The sequence below is a fragment of the Streptomyces spiralis genome, from assembly GCF_014654675.1.
Lineage (GTDB): Bacteria > Actinomycetota > Actinomycetes > Streptomycetales > Streptomycetaceae > Streptomyces > Streptomyces spiralis.
On the sequence record NZ_BNBC01000068.1, the window covers coordinates 1 to 15,382 of the forward strand.

General features: G+C 69.0%; 14 protein-coding genes and 3 pseudogenes. 9 read left to right on the forward strand and 8 right to left on the reverse strand.

Going from position 1 to position 15,382, the window contains the following annotated elements; genetic code table 11:
- Positions 1-259: 259 nt before the first annotated feature.
- On the reverse strand, positions 260-1,042 hold the full coding sequence (locus tag IE318_RS40440; protein ID WP_373311428.1) for a phytoene desaturase family protein: 783 nt from the start codon (positions 1,040-1,042) through the stop codon (positions 260-262).
- A 181-nt stretch (positions 1,043-1,223) separates the two neighbouring features.
- Here IE318_RS40440 and IE318_RS40445 point away from each other — a divergent pair, with 181 nt between their 5' ends.
- Complete coding sequence (locus IE318_RS40445; protein WP_189907873.1) at positions 1,224-1,472, forward strand: helix-turn-helix domain-containing protein; 249 nt, start codon at positions 1,224-1,226, stop codon at positions 1,470-1,472.
- Positions 1,473-1,589: 117 nt separating this feature from the next.
- Positions 1,590-1,985 carry a hypothetical protein gene (locus IE318_RS40450; RefSeq protein WP_373311429.1) on the forward strand — a complete coding sequence of 132 codons (396 nt, stop codon included), beginning with the start codon at positions 1,590-1,592 and terminating at the stop codon, positions 1,983-1,985.
- A gap of 57 nt (positions 1,986-2,042) precedes the next feature.
- Here IE318_RS40450 and katG read toward each other — a convergent pair whose 3' ends face one another.
- Complete coding sequence (katG, locus tag IE318_RS40455) at positions 2,043-4,235, reverse strand: catalase/peroxidase HPI (RefSeq protein ID WP_189907874.1); 2,193 nt, start codon at positions 4,233-4,235, stop codon at positions 2,043-2,045.
- A gap of 641 nt (positions 4,236-4,876) precedes the next feature.
- Here katG and IE318_RS40460 point away from each other — a divergent pair.
- Together IE318_RS40460 and IE318_RS40465 are read left to right on the forward strand one after the other, a co-directional pair.
- Complete coding sequence (locus tag IE318_RS40460; RefSeq protein ID WP_189907875.1) at positions 4,877-5,782, forward strand: oxidoreductase; 906 nt, start codon at positions 4,877-4,879, stop codon at positions 5,780-5,782.
- A gap of 165 nt (positions 5,783-5,947) precedes the next feature.
- Positions 5,948-7,018, forward strand: coding sequence for a LacI family DNA-binding transcriptional regulator (locus IE318_RS40465; RefSeq protein ID WP_189907876.1), 1,071 nt, complete (start codon positions 5,948-5,950; stop codon positions 7,016-7,018).
- 412 nt (positions 7,019-7,430) lie between these two features.
- On the opposite strand, the pseudogene IE318_RS46920 reads toward IE318_RS40465, so the two are convergent.
- Positions 7,431-7,668 (reverse strand): annotated as a pseudogene (locus IE318_RS46920) (winged helix-turn-helix domain-containing protein); the annotation flags it as partial.
- A 5-nt stretch (positions 7,669-7,673) separates the two neighbouring features.
- On the opposite strand from IE318_RS46920, the pseudogene IE318_RS40475 reads away from it, so the two are divergent.
- Positions 7,674-7,832, forward strand: a pseudogene (locus IE318_RS40475) (IS5-like element IS4811 family transposase); the annotation flags it as partial.
- 305 nt (positions 7,833-8,137) lie between these two features.
- Here IE318_RS40475 and IE318_RS40480 read toward each other — a convergent pair.
- Positions 8,138-8,944, reverse strand: a complete 807-nt coding sequence (locus IE318_RS40480; protein ID WP_189907877.1) for an SCO6745 family protein — start codon at positions 8,942-8,944, stop codon at positions 8,138-8,140.
- Between the two features lie 206 nt (positions 8,945-9,150).
- On the opposite strand from IE318_RS40480, the pseudogene IE318_RS40485 reads away from it, so the two are divergent.
- Positions 9,151-9,306, forward strand: a pseudogene (locus IE318_RS40485) (response regulator transcription factor); the annotation flags it as partial.
- Positions 9,307-9,724: 418 nt separating this feature from the next.
- Here IE318_RS40485 and IE318_RS40490 read toward each other — a convergent pair.
- On the reverse strand, positions 9,725-10,114 hold the full coding sequence (locus IE318_RS40490) for a VOC family protein (protein ID WP_030187184.1): 390 nt from the start codon (positions 10,112-10,114) through the stop codon (positions 9,725-9,727).
- A 325-nt stretch (positions 10,115-10,439) separates the two neighbouring features.
- On the opposite strand from IE318_RS40490, the gene IE318_RS46970 reads away from it, so the two are divergent.
- Together IE318_RS46970 and IE318_RS40495 are read left to right on the forward strand one after the other, a co-directional pair.
- Entirely contained in the window at positions 10,440-10,580 is a 141-nt protein-coding gene (locus IE318_RS46970; RefSeq protein WP_506005422.1) for a DUF8825 domain-containing protein, read from the forward strand.
- A 29-nt stretch (positions 10,581-10,609) separates the two neighbouring features.
- Positions 10,610-10,972, forward strand: coding sequence for a DUF4333 domain-containing protein (locus IE318_RS40495; RefSeq protein WP_189907878.1), 363 nt, complete (start codon positions 10,610-10,612; stop codon positions 10,970-10,972).
- Between the two features lie 462 nt (positions 10,973-11,434).
- On the opposite strand, the gene IE318_RS40500 is transcribed toward IE318_RS40495, so the two are convergent.
- The 3 genes from IE318_RS40500 to IE318_RS40510 all read right to left on the reverse strand — a co-directional run bounded on the left by IE318_RS40500 (position 11,435) and on the right by IE318_RS40510 (position 13,858).
- On the reverse strand, positions 11,435-11,611 hold the full coding sequence (locus tag IE318_RS40500; RefSeq protein ID WP_189907879.1) for a hypothetical protein: 177 nt from the start codon (positions 11,609-11,611) through the stop codon (positions 11,435-11,437).
- Between the two features lie 112 nt (positions 11,612-11,723).
- Entirely contained in the window at positions 11,724-13,025 is a 1,302-nt protein-coding gene (locus tag IE318_RS40505) for an MFS transporter (protein ID WP_229904092.1), read from the reverse strand.
- A 686-nt stretch (positions 13,026-13,711) separates the two neighbouring features.
- A complete protein-coding gene (locus IE318_RS40510; RefSeq protein WP_189907899.1) occupies positions 13,712-13,858 on the reverse strand; it encodes a hypothetical protein in 147 nt (48 codons plus the stop codon).
- 275 nt (positions 13,859-14,133) lie between these two features.
- Between IE318_RS40510 and IE318_RS40515 the strand changes: the two genes are divergently transcribed.
- Positions 14,134-15,378, forward strand: coding sequence for a sugar ABC transporter substrate-binding protein (locus tag IE318_RS40515; protein WP_189907880.1), 1,245 nt, complete (start codon positions 14,134-14,136; stop codon positions 15,376-15,378).
- The last annotated feature ends 4 nt before the right edge of the window (positions 15,379-15,382 follow it).

Sequence of the window (15,382 nt, forward strand, 5' to 3'; positions counted from 1 at the left end):
GGGGGGCGGTGGCACGGGGGCGGGGCCCCGTGCTGCTCCGGCCGGTGGGCGGTCGGTGGGTTTGCGTCCTGCCCGGTGCCGTGCAACGACGACCATGTTTAGCCAGGGCCGGGGTGGGTTGCAAAGGTGTGACGTACTACCCGACATCGGAGAGATGTCCAGAATGTGCCGCTATCTGACTCTATGACCGTGCTGGATGTGGTCTGTCTGCTACGACCCTCGGTAGGATGTGATCTGGCTCCTATGGACAGCCTCACACTCACAGGCCCCGTCGAGGCGGCCACGGAGGCGCCAAGCGTTGCCCCGCTGCCGTGATCCGCCGCCTGTCGATCTTGGAAGGCGGTCCCTGAAGTCGGGCGAGGGCGTGTTGTGCTGCGTTGTAGCCGCACATTCCGTGGGCGCCGGCGCCGGGCGGGGTCGCGGCGGAGCAGAGGTGGACCCCGGGCACGCCGGTGGCGTACGGATCGAGCGCCAGGCGTGGGCGGAAGACCAGCTGCCAGGGGTCGTTGGCGCCGGTCACGATGTCTCCGCCGACGTAGTTGTCGTTGTGCCGGCTCAGCTCCGTCGTGGAGCGCACGTGGGTGGCCAGCATCCGGTCGCGGAAGCCGGGGGCGTACTGCTCGATCCGCGGGGTGATCGCCTCGGTCGCGTCGCCGGTGAAGCCGGCGGGCACGTGGGCGTAGGCGTAGAGCGGGTGTATGTCCCCGGCCGAGCGGGTCGCGTCGGCGAGGTACTGCTGGCCGATCAGTACGAACGGCCGCTCGGGCATGCGGCCGGCGGCCACGTCCTGCTCGGCGGCCGCCATCTCCTCCACACCGCCGCCGAGGTGCACCGTGCCGGCCGAGCGTGCACCCTCGTGCGTCCAGGGCACGCCGCCCTCGACGGCGAAGTCGACCTTGAAGGCGCCGGGGCCGTGCCGGTACCGCAGATACGCGCGGCGCACGCGGGCCGGCATGCGGTCGCCGGCGATCCGGGCGGCCGCGGGCGGCGAGATGTCCAGCATGACCACGTCCGGGCTGTCCAGTTCGCACCACGCGTGCACGCGGCCCTCGGCGCCCCGCCCCGGGACTGGCCGGCTTCCGGCACACCCACGAGGACGCTCTCCAGGCCTTCCGGGTGGCCACGTTCGGCAGCGACGAACCGACGCCGGTCGTGAGCTGCACCGACCCCGGTGTCCGCGCCGCAGCCCTCCTCGCGCCCGACCTGCCCCGCACCGCCGCCTGGTGACCACCTCGCTGGGTGAGCTGGCCGCCCGCACCGAGAGCGCCGCCCGGCTGCGCGAGACCCTGCTCACGCTGGTCCAGGAGCGCGGCAGCCTCGCCGCCGCGGCGGACCGCCTGCATGTGCACAAGAACACCGTCAAGTACCGCGTCGCCCGGCGCGGCCGCCCGCTGGAGGACGACCGCCTCGAGCTCGAGCCGGCACTGACCGCGGTGCACTGGCTGGGGGAAGCGGTACTGCCGGAGCGCTGACCGCCTCCTCACGCTGTGTCCCGCGCCCCAGCCGTGTGCGGCGTGCGGGAAGTCGCTCGGGAGGGCGACATCGCGAAACCCCTGGCGGCCGGTCCCGCGCCGTGAGATCGTCCGCAGGTGATTGACGCCGCCGGTGGAGAGACGACCTCAGGACGACCCGACGACCGCACCTCGTCCGCGCTGCGGTTCGCGACCGAGCTCGTCGCGTGGGTGGCCACCCCCTGGGCCCTGGCCGAGCACTCATGGCTGCTTGCCGTCCTGTCCGTGGTGGTCCTGATCGGTCTTCCGACCTGCTTGTCCACCCCGGGGGACAAGGCCAACGTGATCATCGCGGTGCCGGGATGGGCCACGGTCCTCCTGGTGCTGCTCCAGCTTGCCGCTGCCGTGGTCTCCTCCTGGTTCGCCTGGCCTGCTTGGGCAGCGGTGCTCGTGACCGTACTGGCCGCCGCGACCGTCGTGACGGAGCGCCGACGCTGGAGTTGGCTGCTCTCTTCGAGTCAACCGGTCCGCTGAAGCCCTCATCCGGCGTGTGTCCCGGTCGGCCGATGAGGGCCGACCGGGACGTCGGGCTCAGGCGAGGTCGAACCGGTCGAGATTCATCACCTTGTTCCACGCTGCCACGAAGTCACGTACGAACTTCTCTTCCGCATCCTGGGATGCGTAGACCTCCGAGACGGCTCGGAGCTGGGAGTGCGCACCGAAGATCAGGTCGACTGCGGTGCCGGTCCACTTGACCTCCCCGGTGACGCGATCCCGGCCTTCGAACACGTTCTCGTCCGTAGCCGACGCCTTCCACTCCGTGCCCATGTCGAGCAGGTTGACGAAGAAGTCGTTGGTCAGGATTCCCGGCCGGTGGGTGAAGACACCGTGGGAGGACCCCTTGAAGCCGGTGTTCAGAGCCCGCATGCCACCGATCAGCACCGTCATCTCCGGAGCGGTCAGCGTCAGCAGGTTGGCGCGGTCCAGCATCAGGGTCTCCGGCGACAGCTTCTCGCCCTCCGGAAGGTAGTTGCGGAAGGCATCCGCCCTGGGCTCCAGCACGGCGAACGACTCCGCGTCGGTCTGCTCCTGCGAGGCGTCCGTACGCCCCGGTGCGAACGGAACCGTGATGTGGTGCCCGGCGTTCCTCGCGGCCTGCTCGACGGCCGCGCACCCGCCGAGGACGATCAGGTCGGCGAGGGAAACCCGGGTTCCGCCGGTCTGGGAGACATTGAAGTCCTGCTGGATCCGCTCGAGCGTGCGCAGCACCTCGGTCACCTCGGGGAGGTCGTTGAGTTCCCAGTCCTTCTGCGGCGCGAGCCGGATCCGTGCTCCGTTCGCCCCGCCGCGCTTGTCGGTGCCGCGGAAGCTCGCCGCCGACGCCCAGGCGGTGGTGACCAACTGGGGGACGGAAAGGCCCGAGGCGAGGATCCTGCTCTTGAGGGCAGCGATGTCCTCGTCCCCGACCAGGTCGTGATCGACGGCGGGAACGGGGTCCTGCCACAGTTGCGGCTCCGGAATCCACGGGCCGAGGTAACGCGAGACGGGTCCCATGTCGCGGTGCAGCAGTTTGTACCACGCTTTGGCGAACGCCACCGCCAGCTCGTCCGGGTTCTCGTGGAACCTCTTCGTGATCGGGCCGTAGACCGGGTCCACCTTCAGCGCGATGTCCGTCGTCAGCATCATGGGGGCGTGCCGCTTCGACGGATCATGGGCGTCGGGTACGGCGTTCCTGGCCTCGGGATTCGAAGGGGTCCACTGGTGGGCACCGGCCGGGCTGCTCGTCAGCTCCCACTCGTACCCGTAGAGATTGTCCAGGTAGCCGTTGTCCCACTTGGTCGGCTCGGTGGTCCATGCACCCTCCAGACCACTGGTGAGCGCGTGGGGGCCCGCGCCGCTGCCGTATGTGTTCCGCCAGCCGAGGCCCTGCTGCTCGATGGGGGCGGCCTCCGGTTCCGGGCCGATATAACTGGGTTCGACGGCCCCATGACACTTACCGAAGGTGTGGCCGCCGACGATGAGTGCGACCGTCTCCTCGTCATTCATCGCCATGCGCCCGAACGTCTCCCGAACGTCCCGGGCGGCAGCCAGCGGGTCCGGGTTTCCATTGGGCCCTTCGGGATTGACGTAGATCAGTCCCATCTGTACGGCGGCGAAAGGCCCGGTGAGTTCCCTGTCGCCGCTGTAGCGTTCGTCCCCGAGCCATGTGTCCTCGGGCCCCCAGAAGATCTCCTCGGGTTCCCAGATGTCCTCTCGCCCGAAACCGAACCCGAACGTCTTGAACCCCATGGATTCCATGGCGCAGTTTCCGGCGAAGACCAGAAGATCGGCCCAGGAGATTTTCCGGCCGTACTTCTGTTTGACCGGCCAGAGCAGACGGCGCGCCTTGTCCAGGCTCGCGTTGTCGGGCCAGCTGTTGAGGGGGGCGAAGCGCTGTGCGCCGCTGCCGCCACCGCCGCGGCCGTCCGCGATGCGGTACGTTCCCGCGGCATGCCAGCTCATCCGGATGAAGAGCGGCCCGTAGTGACCGTAGTCGGCAGGCCACCAGTCCTGGGATGTCGTCATCACCTCGAAGACGTCATGCTTCAGCGCGTCGACGTCGAGGGTCGCGAACTCTTTCGCGTAGTCGAAGTCCTCGTCCATCGGGTTGGCTCGGGGGGAGTGCTGGTGGAGAACCTGAAGGTCCAGCTGATTCGGCCACCAGTCCCGGTTCGTCCTGGGCCGCGGAGTCGGTGTGGGCGTCGGTGAAGGGATTACAGGATTCTCACTTTCACTGCCGGACATGCCCGTCCTTCTTCCTGTCTCGGTGTTCCTTCTGCCGGCCGCCGCTCTCGACGCCGTTGGATTTGCTGGTGCCGAGTACGTCGACCCACACAATCAGCGCGCCATGGCGCCCACCGGCTGGAATATGTGCTGTGCCGCGTCCGTATGGTCGCGCACCGCAGGCCACACCTCCATGAAACACGCAGAGCACCCCTGATGACAGACATGAGAGAAGGGACGGCCTTTCCGCTCCGGTGCCGACTTCCGGCGCGAGCCGGATCGAAAACGACAGTCCCGGTTCCGCGCGGATGGAGTAGAAGACGGCGGGCAGCGACCGCTACGGTGGCCGACCGGGGCGTGCGGTGAGGTGGTTGCCTGTGACGGCCGCGGTCGCCCCGGGGAGCTGAAGCTCGCACGACCTTCCGGCGTCGGTTCACCGTGCCGGCGGCGATGTCCGGCATGGAGCGCGCGTACCTGCGCGACCGCCACCCTTGAAGGCCACAACGTCCTGACCGACGCTCTCTCATCAGATCCAACGGTTCTGCAGCCGGGGTTGGTTCCCGATGGGGATGTGACGTTTCGCCCAGCCGATCAACCTGTCGCAGCACACCGTGGCGGCCCCATACTCCAGGGCCTGACGAACCGACGGTCGAAGGAGCACGGTGAGCGCAGCGGCGGCAGCAGGGACCTGGAAGCTCGGGGACCTGGAGGTGAATCGCATCGGCTACGGCGCGATGCGGCTGACGGGCAACGGCATGATGGGGAACTCCGACGGCACACCGATCGACCGCGACAGGGCCGTCGGCCTGCTGCACAGCGCGTTCGAGCAGGGCGTCAACCACATCGACACGGCCGCCTTCTACTTCTCGGCCCTGCGGTCCGCGAACGAGCTCATCAACCGCGCCCTGTCGTCCCGGTACAGCGACGTGGTCGTGGTGACCAAGGTCGGCCCGGCGCGCGATTCCTCCGGGGAGTGGCTCCCCATGGCCCGCCCCGACCAGCTGCGCGGTCAGGTCGAGGAGAACGTGCGACAGCTTGGCCGGGACCATCTGGACGTGGTGAACCTGCGCGTCGGCGGCCCCGGCATGTCCTCGATCGCCGAGCACTTCGGCGTTCTGGCCGAGTTGCGCGAGGCCGGGCTGATCCGGCACCTCGGGCTCTCCGGCGTCGGGCCGGAGCATGTGGCCGAGGCCCAGGCGATCGCGCCCGTGGTCTGCGTGCAGAACTCCTACGGCCTGGACTGGCGCCGCGCCGACGAGACCGGGCTGGTGGACCTGTGCGGGGAGCAGGGCATCGCCTTCGTCCCGTTCTTCGCGGTCTCCGGCCTGCGGCGCGAGGCAGCCGCAGGTCAGGAGCACGACGCGCGCGTCCACTCCGTCGCCCGCGCCCACAACGCGACGCCGGCCCAGGTACGGCTCGCCTGGACCCTCCACCGCGGTCCGCATGTACTGGCCATCCCCGGCACCACAGACCCGGCGCACCTCGCGGAGAACATCGCCGCCGGAAGCCTGCGCCTGTCCGAGGAGGAGCTGGCCCTCCTCGACAAGCCGGACAAGGCCGCCGACTGAGCCTCGGCCGGCGATACAGGTCACCACGGTCCTCGGCGGAGCCGGCATCTCCTGGATCGTCGGCCGATGCGGGACGCACTTGCCCCTTGACCTGGTCAAGCCCTAGCATGAATGCGCTTTCATCGCAATGTGCATGCGCAGTGACCAAAGAGGGGGAACCTGCCGATGACCACCGCCCCCACCGTGTACGACGTGGCCGAACGATCCGGCGTGTCCATCGCCACGGTCTCCCGTGTCTACCGCAACCCCGACTCGGTGCGGGCCCAGACCCGAGAGCGGGTCCTGGCAGCGGCTCATGAACTCGGTTACGTGCCCAGCGGCAACGCACGGGGGCTCGCCAGCCGCTCCACCGGGGTTCTCGGCCTGTGCTTCCCCGACTACTCCGACCCGGACGCGGAAGCGGCCGATGCGGAGGACGAGGACGCGGCGATGCTCTACTCCGACCAGATCATCCGCGGCATGGAGCGCGCTGCCCGTCGCCACGGATACGCCCTGTTGATCGCCGCATCGCTGAAGGGCGGACCGGAGAGTCTGGTGGCCAAGGTGGCCGGGCGCGTGGACGGCTTCGCGGTCCTGGCCCGGACCGTGCCGACCGAGGAACTCGAGGTCATCTCCCGGCGCCGGCCCGTCGTGATGCTCGCCGGGCCGCGTGAGGGCGCCGACCACCTGGACCACCTTGATCACATCGAGGTCGCCAACGCCGACGGACAGCGGCAGCTGACCGAGCACCTCATCAGCGACCATGGTCTGCGTCGCCTCGCGTACGTGGGTTCCGCGGAGGAGTCACCGGATGTCGAGGCCCGCTTCAGCGGGTTCCGGCAGGCGTGCCGTGCCGCGGGCGTCGAATGCGGCGAGGAACCGGCGCTGCGGGTGCCGATGATGACGCAGGCGGAAGGCGCCCGCGCCGCGGACGCCCTGTGCGACCGGGGCGGCCCCCTGCCGGAGGCCATCTCCTTCGCCAATGACCAGATGGCCGTCGGCGCGCTGTACGCGCTGGCTCGCAGAGGCGTGAAGGTCCCCGACGACATCGTGGTGACCGGGTTCGACGGCATCCCGCTGAGCCGTCTCGTACACCCGTCGCTCACCACCGTTCACCAGCCCACGGTGCGTATGGGGGAGGCGGCGGCGGACCTGCTGGTGCGGCGGCTCGGCGGAACCCAGGACAAGGACCCGGTGTCGATGATGCTCCCCGTCACGGTCATCCGGCGCGCCAGTTGCGGATGCCCGGCAGATTGAATCCCTTCCCTGAAGGGAGGGGATTCCGCCCGACCGTTGCTGTAACTGAACAGAAAGGAGGGGGTGGTGTCGGCAGGACATGCCGGCACCACCCCCTTCTTCTCGTTCGTGGTGGCTGTCCGAGCCGTTGCGGTTGACTTCAGGGAACGGGTCTGGGTGTTCGTGTGCAGGCCACTCGCAAACGGCCACTCCGGGAGCGCTTTGGGGACCGTCGCCCCGGCTCCGGTCGAAGTGAGGCCCGCCCCCGGGTTGTCATGGACGAGATACTCGCGCCCGACGTATCGTGCGTCGGCTGCGCGAACACCACCATGCAGCGGCGCAAGGCGATACAAGGGCCGTTCGGGACGGGTACTCCGGGTGCCGTCCAGCGCCTTGCGGAGCCGCTGACCGACTGACCTCCGCCCCTTTCAGCCCCCGCAGGCCGCCCGGGCCTTTTCACCTCTTCCCAGGTCGCCTCCTTCCGCGTGGTGACGGCCTGCTCGTCGCGCTCGGCGACCCGCTGGCGCGGGGACCTGCGGACTGAGCCGAGCCGGTGCATCAGCCTCGTCGCCCCGGAGACGTCAACCGTGCGCCGCCGGGCCCTGCTCGAGGTACTCAGCCAGCTTCTCCGGACGGCGCGAGGACAGACGACATCGGGATCCGCTCGGGCCTCCCCGGGTTCGTCATCCTGCCCCGCCGCCGGGTCGTCGAACGCTCCCTCGCCTGGGTCATGCACGCCTGCCGGCACGCACGCGACTACGAGCGCCTCATCCAGCACGCCGAATCACGGATCGCCTGGGCGGCCATCACCCTCATGAGCAGGCGCATCACCCGCCGAAGCTCCCGCAGAAACGGACAGGCGGCATCCCGCGAAGCAGACCGGGACTGATCGCTTTCAAGGTCAGGGTCATGCCCTCGCCCCCTGACCCACGCCGGAAGGCCACTGGCCCATCACTGGCCGTGCCCCCTCAGCGACATGACCCGGCCGGGGGCGTCCCCTCGCCCAGGACCGGGTCTCCCAGCAGCCGAGGCGCCACCCGGAGGAAGCTGATGGTCCGGTCGAGTGCCTCAGGCGCGGACACCGGAGCGAGGAGTGGCCGGACCGGACGGCGCACTCCCGGTGGCGTCAATCTCTGCGTGTCACTGCGATCCGGCGGCCACCAGCGTTGCGGTGATGGGTTCGAGCTCGGCGACCAGCTCGTCGCGCTCGGCGGGAGACAGGGCCTCGTAGGGCGGGGCGGCGAGCTCGTCGGTCAGGGCTTCGATGCGGTGCTTGGTTTCGCGGCCGGCGTCGGTGAACCGGCCCTCGCTGTCGACGAGCCCGCGCTCGCGCAGGCCGTCCATGACCGCGGCCAGGCGCTTCTTGGGCAGGTGATGGATGCGCCCGAACGACTCCGGTGGATGGATGCCCTGCGCCAGCGCGGAGAGCACGTGGGCCTCCGTGCCGCCGATGCGTGCGCCGACGAGAGCGGCGATGTGTCCGTCACCGCGGTGCTCGCGCAGCATGGTCGCGGAATGCCACAGCCGGGCAACTGGGTCGCTCGGCACCGGCAGGGTGCGCATCCCGGCGTACATCACCCGGCCTTGTGTGGGGGCGCTCGTCGCGGCCTTGGTGGTCAGGTCGGCGGCGCGTGCCAAGCCCGGGGAGCTGGCCAGCGCCTCGCCGAGGATCCGCCGTAGGGAGGCCGTGCTGCCCCGCTCCCGCGCGGCGACGGAGGCCTCGGGTGGGATTGTCTCCCACGCGCTCGGGATGTGCCGTGCGGCCTCCCCGTCGGCGAAGTTGTAGAACGCGGCGTGCACGACCTGCGCCGGCACACGCCCCAGCGGTGCGGCGCGGCTGGCGAAGTAGCCGTCCCAGTAGGTGCGGTGGCCGAGTGCGGCCAGCTCCTCGTTGCACTCGTCGGCGCAGTAGGTCACCAGGCAGATCGGCTCCAAGAGCTCGAACATGCGACGGGCGATGTGAGTCGTCGGATGCAAGTGCGCCTTGCCCATCGGGCTCTCCATTCGTTTCGTTGTGCCGGATTGGACCATCCGGCAGAACGAAACTCATCGGTGAGCGAACCGAATCAGTGCAAGACGGGTTGGTGCCTTCGCATCGCGGCGTCGGCTACGTGCCCGCCGTCGCCTGCTCGGCTGGTCAGCCTCGCGCCGTTCACGACCAGATCGCCGAAGAACTCGTCCTCTCCGTCCTCACCGTCCGCACTCACATCCAGCGCGCCATGACCAAACTCGGCGCCCGCGACCGTGCCCAGCTCGTCGTCATCGCCTACCAGAGCCGCCTCGTACGCCCCACCTCCACCGGCTTCTGAACCTCTCCAAAGCATGTCGAGTCCTCCCGGCAGGGCAATCAGCCGTACCACGCAGGGCGGGCAGTCACGCCACGCCCCCGGCCGGACGCCGCTCCCGCCATCCGACCAGCCCCGGGCCATGGCGGCAGCGGCGTCGACGGCAGATGTTGCCGCGCCTGGTCCGGCAGGTGTGGCCGGGCATGGGTGAGGGCCCGAGCCGGTCAGGGTTGCTCGGGCCCCCACTGTGTTCGCGTATCCGCAAGGGGTCGGACACGTCTATACGCGGCAGTGTGCTCGACGATCTCTCTGGCTGTCGGATACGGCAGGCCGGCCTCGGCCGTGGTGGGATGTGCAGCACCGTGGCCCCCGAGCCGGCTGGGAACCTGGCCGGTCGTCCTGTGCCGCGGAAGGTTGAGCGTGTGCCATCGAAGTCGAGCCATCAGCTGAGGTAGTTCGCGCGCCCTTCGTCGTCGAGCTCGAAGGGACCCTCGGGGATGATGCAGAACTCATTGCCCTCGGGATCCGCCATCACCAGGAACCCGCCGTCGGCGTACTGCTCCAGCCTGCTCCCGCCGAGCAGCTCGACCCGTTGCTGCTCGGCGGCGGGATCGGGAGAGGTGATGTCGAAGTGCATCCGGTTCTTGCCCGACTTCGGCTCCGCCGTTTGCTGAAAGCCCAGCCCCAGGCCGTCTTCCCGCCGCAGCCAGACGTATGGGCCCATACGGCCCACCACCGGCCTGCCAAGCAGTTCGGACCAGAACACAGCGAGCCGCTCGGGGTCTGTGGCGTCGACGATGAGGGCATTGATCTTCATGGGTGAGTCCGCCATGCCCCGATCCTCTCAAGCGGCCCAGAGCCGCTCATTATCTGCTGTGACCATGGCAAATCAAACTTCGATGACTCGAGCTGGCCTGTGGTCAGACTTCGCTGGCATCTGCTCAGGGTGCGATGGCACAGGACACCGGTCACCAGGAGGGATGAAGCTGCCCGCCAGGCTTGGCCAGAAAATCAAACACGTGACCTAATGGTGTGCATGGAGCACGCGACCCTCTTTCCCCACACCTGATGCAGCTCCGAGCTGACTGGCACCGCACCTATGAGGCCCTGGCCGCACCCGGCCGTGGCCGCACCCGACCTACCCGGCCCGGACCACCGTGCTGCGCCGTCGGCGGCAGTGGCTGTCCATCCGGCTGTGGTGGCACCCCTGCTGGACCGGACCCGGACGCATGCCGGCGGCCCGGACCGAGTTGCGCCACCAGGCCCGCGCCCTGCAGGAGCAGTCGGGGGTTGTCTGAGCATGGGCAGCTTCGATAGGACTGTCCGCGTGACCGATCAACGCAGCTTCGCCCGTGGCGTCATCGCGTTCTCCCTGGCCGTGATCGCCTGTTGTGTGCTCACTGTCACCATCATGCTGCTGGCTGGGAGTCCTGTCGTGCAGCCGCAACGCGTCCTGGATCAGGATGCGTTGGCGCGAGCCGTGCTCAACGCCGTCGATACCGACGACGCCTTCGCGAAGACTCCGACCATCGACGATGTGGTCTGCCCCGCTTCCATCACCGTCGAGGGGGGCCGGGAGTTCGAGTGCAATGTCGTCGGCGTCGGCGACGGCAACAGCAGCGGCCACGCCTGGGTCAAGGTGAAGATCAAAGACGATCAGGGCAACCTGTCGGTGGACGCGACGACGTAGATCTGTCCGCGGGCCGGCAGCGGCCGAGGGCTCCGTACGGCTGGGGCGTCACGAGGCCGCCGCCTCGCGCTCGGGGCAGTGCTCTGCCGCCCGCCCGCGCGCTGTGCCAGGCCCTCGACCTGCCGATCCTCCCGAAGAACACCGAAGGTATCCGCTCCAAACTGAAACCCCTGGTCAGCCGAGGCATCCCCGTCGAACCCGAACCTGGCCTGTTCACCCGCCCCGGCGCCTGAGGTCCATCCCTCGCCCGCGATCAGCGGTCCGTGTCCCACCTCAACGACGAAACGGACAAGAGCTTACGCTCCGTACTCTGATACGAGACGGCCGCGGTTGGAACACCTGCCGCCTCGGCCGCTGACCCGCACGCAAGGGCTCAACTGGCTGTGCTGCGCTGTGACCTGCTGTGGTCGGGGTGGTGCGTAGCCGTTGCACCGTGGTGCGCAGGGAATGCGCAAGCCCTGTCTACAGGCCCGGGGAGTGGCCCCAGCTGAGGGTGCTGCCGGGGTGTTGGGCGGGGTGCCATACGGGCTCTGCAGGGCCGCCCTGCAGCAGGTCGATGAGCGGTGCCGCCAGGATGGGGACGTCGCGTTGGAAGCCGGCCAGCGCCGGCTCCGTGGCGGCCGCGCGCAGGGCCCGCACAGGACCCCGCACCGACAGGTGGACGAAGAAGGCCGGGCCCCCGCCTGAGTTCCGCGACGGGGAGCACCGACGTCAGGTTTTCTGAGCAGCGCCGAAACGGCCGTCTCCATGACTACACCCGTTTCGCCCCCGAACCCTGCGGCAGCGAGCCCTCCGCCCTGTCGCGGGGAGAACCGGTACCGTCCATCCTTCTCCAGACCGGGAAGATCACCGGGCACAGCGTGGCGAGCAGATACGCGCCGCCAACCGTCAGCAGCGTGGAGGACAGGCCGGCCGAATCCACGAGGAAGCCCGCAGCCAGCCCTCCCAGGGGAGTGACCAGCTGGACCGAGGCTGTCGTCGCACTCAGCACGCGGCTGCGCAGGTTCTCCGGCACCGTCTCATACGTCACTGTGGCCATGATGGGGTTGAGCACGCCGCAGGCGAGACCCTCAATCGCCATGATCACGGCCAGCGGCGCGAAGGTGTCGGTGAAGGCGGCCACCACGAAGCGCGGCAGGCCCACAATGAGGAACGCGATCGTGAACACTGGCCACCGCCGAAAGCGGCTGCCCACCGCCCCGTAGATCAGCGCCCCCGTGAGTGCGCAGATGCCGAACGCCGCGTTCAGCAGACCGAGATCGATGGAACCATCAAGCTCCTCACGGGCATGCACGGGCAGGAGTACGGCACTCCATCCCTGGTCAAGTCCCCTGGTGACCAGCGTCATCAGGCACAGGCCCAGCAGCAACGGCTTGGCCGCCAGGAAGCGATAGCCTTCAGCCAGTTCACGACGGTAGGCACGCAGCGATCCCGGCGCAGCCTGCTGCTGCGCCTGTGCCTCGGGCAGACCGCGCACCCCGAACGCGAACAGCGGCGCGGCCACGGCAAAGGTCGCGGCATCCACCAACAGGACGTTCTCGGCACCGAGTACGGCGATCAGCACACCTCCGAGAGCCGATCCCGTCAGCGCCGCACAGCGTGCCGCACCGTCGTACAGCCCGGCAGCCCTGGTCAGCGGCATTCCGGCGCGTTCGGCGAGCGTGGGCAACAGTACGCCGCGGGCCGTCTCACCCGGCGAACGGCACAGCCCTGTCATCGCCATCAGCACGCACAGCATCCAGAACTGCAAGATGCCGGCGAACTGCAGCAGCGGGATCGCCGCAACCGCGATGCCGCAGGCGAGATCCGAGGCGACACTCACCCGCCGTCGCCCCATCCGGTCGATGACCGGACCACTCACGAGCGCAGCGAGCACTGCGGGCAGCAGTGTGCAGAACGCGACGATCCCGGCCTTGGCGGCACTGCCCGTGCTTTGCAGCACGAACCACGGCACGCCCATGTATGTGAGGCAACTTCCGGTGATCGAGACGAGGTTGGCGGCGAGGACCGCTGTCAGAGGACGGCGATCACCCGTCAAGAAGTCTTCGGGCACTACGGTGGTCTCCCATGCGGGGAAGCGCCCACCGTGAACGAAGCAGGTCAGCCGGTGGGCGAAGCGAAGTGGTCAGCGTCTGGCGCGCACAGCGAGGCGCACCGCGATGCGGTGTTCACAAGCAGCGCCTCCAACACTTCGCCGGGACGACCACCCGGCACCTCCACGCATTGTCACCTCGGGCCCGGGCCTTCCGCAACGACGATCTGTCGCAATGAGCGGGCTCGCATGGGGGATTGACCGGGTTATGACGACAAGGACAGATCCGGCTGACCATCTGGATCTCGGAGCGCCGTGCTTCAACGCGCCAGGAAGAAAAACACACTGAGGCGGCGGGGGAGGGATGACGGGAGCGGCAGCTGCCTGGCCAGGGAGGGGTGCCGGTCAGGCGGTTGGCAGCGGCGTGTAGGAGGAGAAGACATGGCGGCCCGGTTCGCGCAGGGCCCCGGCGGTTGGTTCCACGGCCGCGGGGCTGGTGTCAGCCGGGCGGGTGTACGCCTCGGTCTCGCTGTTCCAGGCGAATCCCCGGGTGGTGAGGGTCCCCTCGGTGCCGGGCGTGAGGTCGTCAGAGGGTCTGGGGCGGCGACCAGCCGGTGAGCGGGGTCGGGTACGACCAGGAACACCGGGTCTCCTTCCGGCGCGGACCGCCCGGACGGGGCGGCCCGCAGGTCAGGGCGGACGGCTGATCAGTGAGTGACGGTGACGGTGTAGTCGGCGTCCAGGGCGGCGAACGCGGCACCGATGGCGGCGCGGGTCTCCGTGCACGGCACCGAGTAGGGGAAGTCCAGGGCGTCAGGCGCACGGCGGGGCCCCGCGGACGTGCGCCGCGCCACACTCCTGACCTGCGCCGATGGGCTGAGCTAGGGTCGACGGATGTGCACGGCAGTAGTACCCGTCGGTCCCGCGTCGGCTCCGGTGTAACCGACGTCATGCAAGACCCGTCCAACGGAGCCGGGGCGCGCGGAGCCCGAGGCCATAGCGCTCCTTGATGTCCCAGTCGTTACGTGAGCGTTACCGGACGCCCCTTGCCCCTCCCTCACCTCTGCCACAGAGTGATGTATGCGCTTACAGGATGCGCATACATCGGCCACTCGAGGAGGAGCAGTCCATGTACCGCCCCGCCACAACCGCTGCCATCGTCCTTACCGTGGCGTCTGCGCTCACCCTCACCGCCTGCGGCGGGTCCGGTGGCGCGGGCGTGGCCGCGGACGCCAAGCAGACCCTGACCGTCTGGGCCATGGGCACGGAGGGCGAGAAGCTCGCCGACGTCGCCAAGGCGTACGAGAAGTCGCACACGAACATCACCGTGAAGGTGACCCCGGTCGGCTGGGACGTGGCCCACCAGAAGCTGGTGGCGGCCGCCGCCGCGGGCAAGCTCCCCGACGTCGTGCAGATGGGCGGGACCTACCTGGGCGAGTTCGCCGACATGGGCGCCCTCGAGCCGATCGACACCAAGACCTTCAAGCAGGGCGACTTCTTCCCCGCCGCCTGGCAGCAGGCGTCGTACGGCGGCAAGACCTACGGCGTCCCGTGGTACGTCGACACGCGAGTCCTCTACTACCGCACCGACCTCGCGGCCAAGGCCGGCATCAAGAGCCCGCCGGCCACGATGGGCGACCTGCAGAAGGCGGCCGAGGCCTACCAGGCCAAGGCCGGCACCAAGTGGGGACTGTCCATCCAGCCAGGTGGCCTGGACACCGTCCAGAGCTTCTACCCGTTCCTGTACTCGGCCGGCGGTGAGATCCTCACCCAGGACGGCAAGCCCGTCGTCAACAGCCCCGAGGCCGTCAACGCGCTGAAGAACTACGGCAGTTACTTCAGCAAGGGGCTCAGCGAGAAGTCGGTGCGTCCCGGCTACGACGTCACCAAGGACTTCAACAACGGTTCCGTCCCCATGTTCTTCGGCGGCCCGTGGGTGATGTCCCTGTTGGACGACAACTACCCGGACCTGAAGGGCAAGTGGGCCGTGGCCGCCGTACCGGCCGACAAGTCCTCGGTGTCCATGGCCGGCGGATCGAGCCTGGCGATCTCCGCGGACAGCGAGCACAAGCCCGCCGCGAAGCAGTTCATCTCCTACCTCGCGGACGTCAAGGGCCAGGCCGACTGGTACCAGCGCACCCGCGACCTGCCCGCCAACAAGGCCTCCTGGGAGTCCGGCGAACTCGCCACCGACGCGAACCTGAAGATCTGGCGCCGGCAGATGGAGACGGCGAAGACACCTCCGTCCGAGCCCAAGCTCACCGAGTTCACCTCCAAGGTCGACGCCGCAATCGAGCAGGTCACCCAGGGGCACTCCGCCCCGAAGGCCGCGCTGGACAAGGCGCAGTCGGAGATCGAAGGGCTCACGAGGTAACCGG

Excerpts from the sequence above, each read along its gene's own strand:
- katG (WP_189907874.1), bottom strand. The coding sequence starts at position 4,235 with ATGTCCGGCAGTGAAAGTGAGAATCCTGTAATCCCTTCACCGACGCCC.
- IE318_RS40465 (WP_189907876.1), top strand. The coding sequence starts at position 5,948 with ATGACCACCGCCCCCACCGTGTACGACGTGGCCGAACGATCCGGCGTG.
- IE318_RS40480 (WP_189907877.1), bottom strand. The coding sequence starts at position 8,944 with ATGTTCGAGCTCTTGGAGCCGATCTGCCTGGTGACCTACTGCGCCGAC.
- IE318_RS40490 (WP_030187184.1), bottom strand. The coding sequence starts at position 10,114 with ATGGCGGACTCACCCATGAAGATCAATGCCCTCATCGTCGACGCCACA.
- IE318_RS40515 (WP_189907880.1), top strand. The coding sequence starts at position 14,134 with ATGTACCGCCCCGCCACAACCGCTGCCATCGTCCTTACCGTGGCGTCT.